Origin of the sequence: Streptococcus suis (assembly GCF_002964045.1) — a bacterium.
Taxonomy (GTDB): Bacteria; Bacillota; Bacilli; order Lactobacillales; family Streptococcaceae; genus Streptococcus; species Streptococcus suis_U.
In genome coordinates this window covers 1-4583 of sequence record NZ_POPB01000396.1, presented here as the reverse complement: position 1 = coordinate 4583, position 4583 = coordinate 1, and the positions used below count along the sequence as shown (strand labels likewise).

6 protein-coding genes are annotated in these 4583 nt (G+C 35.5%); 5 read left to right on the top strand and 1 reads right to left on the bottom strand.

The annotated features are described in order from the left end of the window. From C1E99_RS10025 to C1E99_RS10005, 5 genes are all read left to right on the top strand, one after another. Positions 1 to 183 (top strand): transposase domain-containing protein (locus C1E99_RS10025; RefSeq protein WP_238146183.1); only part of this gene is annotated, 183 nt, incomplete at its 5' end. Between the two features lie 126 nt (positions 184 to 309). Next, positions 310 to 783, top strand: a complete 474-nt coding sequence (locus C1E99_RS10020; RefSeq protein WP_238146228.1) for a hypothetical protein — start codon at positions 310 to 312, stop codon at positions 781 to 783. A 197-nt stretch (positions 784 to 980) separates the two neighbouring features. Next, the gene (locus tag C1E99_RS10015; RefSeq protein WP_105207451.1) at positions 981 to 1652 is read left to right on the top strand and encodes a response regulator transcription factor; all 672 of its coding nucleotides are present in this window, start codon (positions 981 to 983) and stop codon (positions 1650 to 1652) included. Beyond that, on the top strand, positions 1645 to 3027 hold the full coding sequence (locus C1E99_RS10010) for a sensor histidine kinase (protein ID WP_105207450.1): 1383 nt from the start codon (positions 1645 to 1647) through the stop codon (positions 3025 to 3027). The genes C1E99_RS10015 and C1E99_RS10010 overlap by 8 nt, the downstream gene beginning before the upstream one ends. 68 nt (positions 3028 to 3095) lie before the next feature. Continuing rightward, on the top strand, positions 3096 to 4328 hold the full coding sequence (locus C1E99_RS10005) for a transglutaminase domain-containing protein (protein ID WP_105207449.1): 1233 nt from the start codon (positions 3096 to 3098) through the stop codon (positions 4326 to 4328). A gap of 122 nt (positions 4329 to 4450) precedes the next feature. Here the strand turns inward: C1E99_RS10005 and rpsT are convergent. After that, positions 4451 to 4583, bottom strand: a 133-nt coding sequence (rpsT, locus tag C1E99_RS10000) for a 30S ribosomal protein S20 (RefSeq protein WP_161496286.1), incomplete at its 5' end; no start/stop codon positions are given.

The following is a 4583-nucleotide window of genomic DNA, read 5'->3' as shown; positions in this document are numbered from 1 at the left end:
GGAGCCAAGTCAACAGCTGTCATTTTGAGTCTTTTAGAAACAGCTAAGCGACACGGACTTGATGCAGAGAAATATATGAACTATCTTCTAGAACACTTACCTAATGAGGAGACACTCGCAAAAAAGGAGGTGCTGGAGGCTTATTTGCCATGGAAGGAAAAAATTAAGAGAGCATGTAAATAGAAAAAGGTTCCAGAGTCGATAGGACTTTGGAGCCTTTTCAATATACTTTGTTATTGGGCGGTTACATCGAAGACTGTCTTAGCAGCAGTTGCAATCTCAGCAGCTACTCTCGGTTTTGCTGGAGGGATGAGTATTTCAAAAACATCTACAGCTGTATCGACCCAAAGTCAAGCTGCATTAGCTCAAAATGCTACAACAACTAGCGGTCAAACTTCACAAGCAGCTCCTTCACAAGGTATGCCTCCAGGCCAAGAAGGAGAAATGCAGGATATGCCTCCAGGTCAAGGTGGAGAAATGCAGGGTATGCCACCGGGACAAGGAGGAGAAATGCAAGGCATGCCTCCAGGTCGAAGCGGTAATAGCCAAGGAATGCCACAAGGGCAAGGAGGAGAAATGCAAGGTATGCCACCAGGTCAAAATGGCAATAAGCAAGGGATGACACCTCCAGATGCGACAAGCGGAGCTACTCAATCGAATTCTTCTAAGAATTCTACATCCAATACCTCTTCAGATGAAGTAAATGCTTTGAAAGAAAAAAATCAAGAAATTAAATCTCAAATTACAGATAGTAGCAGTACTAGCAATAGATCAAATCAATAACTTTGTTATTTCTGTTTTTCCCTATTCCATGTTATAATAAATTCATAATTGGAAATAGTTAAAAAAAGCATTCTTGAAGTTCGATATTCATTTATCAAATAAGAGACTAGAAATTTTGACGTAACTATTCCACCTCAAAGGCCGTGCAATGATTGCTCAGGTCTTTGGTTGTTTTGTGATTTATAAAGGAGAAAATGATGATTAAAATATTATTGGTAGAAGACGATTTAAGCCTTTCAAATTCAGTTTTCGATTTTTTGGATGATTTCGCAGATGTCATGCAAGTTTTTGATGGTGAAGAAGGAATTTATGAAGCAGAGACAGGGGTTTATGATCTCATTTTGTTAGATTTGATGTTACCTGAAAAAGATGGCTTCCAAGTGCTAAAAGAATTACGGGAAAAAGGTATATCGACTCCTGTTCTTATCACAACTGCTAAAGAAAGTTTGGAAGATAAGGGACACGGTTTTGAATTAGGCGCAGATGATTATTTGACCAAACCATTTTACTTAGAAGAATTGAAGATGCGTATTCAAGCTCTGTTAAAGAGAGCGGGTAAGTTTAACGAAAATACCCTCACCTACGGAGACGTCACTGTTGATATGTCTACTAATACGACGACTGTTAATGGTACTGAAGTTGAACTGTTAGGAAAAGAATTTGATTTGTTGGTGTACTTCTTACAAAATCAAAATGTTATTCTTCCGAAAACTCAAATTTTTGACAGAATTTGGGGATTTGATAGCGATACAACCATTTCTGTTGTAGAGGTATATGTTTCAAAAATTCGTAAAAAATTGAAAGGAACAACATTTGGAGAGAATTTACAAACTCTACGCAGTGTTGGATATATTTTGAAGAATGCCTAAACAATTGAAAAAAATAGTTGATACAGATAAATTTTCTTATTTTATACGGTATTTTGCTGTTTTTACCTTAATTTTTGGATTGATTACCGTTATTATTTTTCAATTGATGCGTTCTACAATGTATCAAAATACCGATAATACTTTGAAACGAATTCAAAATGAGCCGGCCTTATTAGTTGGATTTGCAATTGCTCGGACCTACGAACCGGATTCGGAATTTATTATACAAGACTCTCCAACAGAAGATTTTCAAGCATCCTCTTCGACAACGGCTTCCTCAGTTGAACCGACTCCTCCTAAGGAGAAGAAAACTGGTGATCAGATTCGTCTAGGAACGAATACACATGTTTTACTATATAATACTAGTGGTGAATTAATCAATCCAGATAATTTTACAGGTCTTTCTGAATTGAAATTAGACAAGAAAAATTTGGGCGAGATTAAAGAACTAGAAGTCGATACTACATTTGGTTTAAATGAATACTATCGGTATGTTACGATTGAATTGTCGGATTCTGATTTAGGCAATTACTCTGGTTATGATATAAAATGTGCAACTATTCTGGTCAATATTACCCAAATAAAATCTTCTATATCAACCTATGAGTCGACTGTTTTAGTAGTTATGGTTTCAGCCTGGTTGGTATCGATTATTGCAAGTATTTATTTATCAAATATCAGTATGAAGCCGATTTTGATTAGCTATCAAAAACAAAAAGATTTTGTAGAAAATGCTAGTCATGAGTTACGGACACCACTTGCTGTTTTACAAAACCGTCTGGAAAGTCTTTTCAGACATCCAGAAGCAACGATTTTGGAAAGTAGCGAAAGTATTGGTTCCAGCCTTGAAGAGGTCCGAAATATGCGGTTGCTAACGACTAACCTACTTAATTTAGCGCGACGTGATGATGGTTTGAATGTAGATATGGTTGATGTTCCGCCGTCCTTCTTTGATGAAATATTTGAAAACTATAGTATGATTGCCGATGAAAATGGTAAGACATTGACTGTGAACAATTTGATTCACCAAACTATTCGAACGGATAAAGTCTTGGTCAAACAATTGCTAACTATTTTATTTGACAATGCTATGAAGTATTCTGACGAGGATGGCATCATCCAATTAACAGCAAATATAAAAGATAGATATGCTTATTTTACAGTTGCTGATAATGGATTGGGCATCAGTGATGAAGATAAAAAGAAGATTTTTGACCGATTTTATCGTGTCGATAAGGCAAGAACACGTCAAAAAGGCGGTTTTGGCCTTGGCCTATCTTTAGCAAAACAAATTATTAAAACATTAAATGGTCATATCTCTGTTCGAGATAATCAACCTAAAGGAACTGTATTTGAAGTTAGAATACCCAAATAAACAGACTCGCTTTTGCGAGTCAGTTTTTGTCAATCTTATGCTATACTAGTATAATAATGGAGGATTTAATGAAGAATAAAAAAACAACTTTTTATTTGATAGCATCGTCTTTGTTAATACTAACTCTTGCTTTGCAAGTTGGTTGTACAAGCAATGGATTGGAACAAAAGTTGAAGAAAATTCAACTTGAATCTTCAGTGAAACAAGAAGAACTAGAGCAAGAGTTACTTACTATAAAAGAAGAGGCAATAAATCACTTCTATTTTCAACAATTAGATACAGACAAGGAACGTCGTGTTTATTTACAATTTGTGAATGGACTCAGAAAAAAAGAAGAAACAATTGATATTGATTCTGTGAACGAAGAAATTTATACAAGAGTATATTTTTCGGTTGCCAATGATTACCCAGAATATTATTGGCTAACAGACACTATGCGGGATGGAATTATTTATTCTGACTTGTCAAAACCGACTTATCCGGAAGATGTAACATTCATAGAAGAACAACTGAAAGTGAAGGCAAACGCTATATTAAATCAGGCTCCATCGGGTTCCGACTACGAAAAAGTAAAATATTTTTATGAAACTATTATTCACGAAACGGATTATGACCTTGAAGCTTTGATAAACTTAGACTCTTCATGGGATAAACAAAGCATAACCAGTGTCTTGCTTGATAAAAAATCAGTTTGTGCGGGCTATAGTAGGACATTTCAGTATCTTTGTAAATTAGCTAACATTGAATGTATCTATGTAGGTGGGATTGTAAAAAATGAAACGAATGAAGAATTTGGCCACGCCTGGAATTTGGTAAAGATTGGTCAGCAATTCTATGGTGTTGATACAACCTGGGGAGACCCAGTTTTTGAACAAGCCATGGGAGCGGAAAAAATATCAGATATTTCCTATGACTATTTATGTGTAACGGATGAGTTTTTGAATCGGACAAGAGTTGCAGATGCTGATTTATTAAGCTATTGGGGTGATGATTATTACTATCAACCAAGAGAACTTTCCTATCCTAGCTGTGATGATAATTCGCTTAATTACTATAAACAAATCAATGCCTACTTTACAAGTTTTAATCAGGAAACCCTTGTTCAGACAATTGCAAGTCAGGTCCAAGCAGGCAAGACAAAAGTGTTGGTGCAATTTTCTAAATCAGAAGATTTAAAGCAAGTCATTGATTTAGCTGCAACAGAAAACAATATTCTTTTCGATGCTTTAGGTAACGTAGATGGTTTTCAATATTATTTTAACGAGCAAACACTGACATTTGAGTTAACAAATTGGAAGTAACAACTAATCTGATTTCATTAAAAGCTGGTCATGTTTGGTAGTAGTGGAAAAAAGTAGAATAGGATATAGACAAGTAAATTAAAAATGATAAAAAAAAGGAAACCCGAAGGTTTCTTTTTTTATTAAGCAAGTTTTGATGCAAGACGTGCTTTGTCGCGGCTTGCTTTGTTTTTGTGAATCAAACCTTTAGTTTCTGCTTTATCGATTGCTGAGCTAGCAGCACGGAAAAGCTCTTCAGATGGGTTAGCTTCAAAT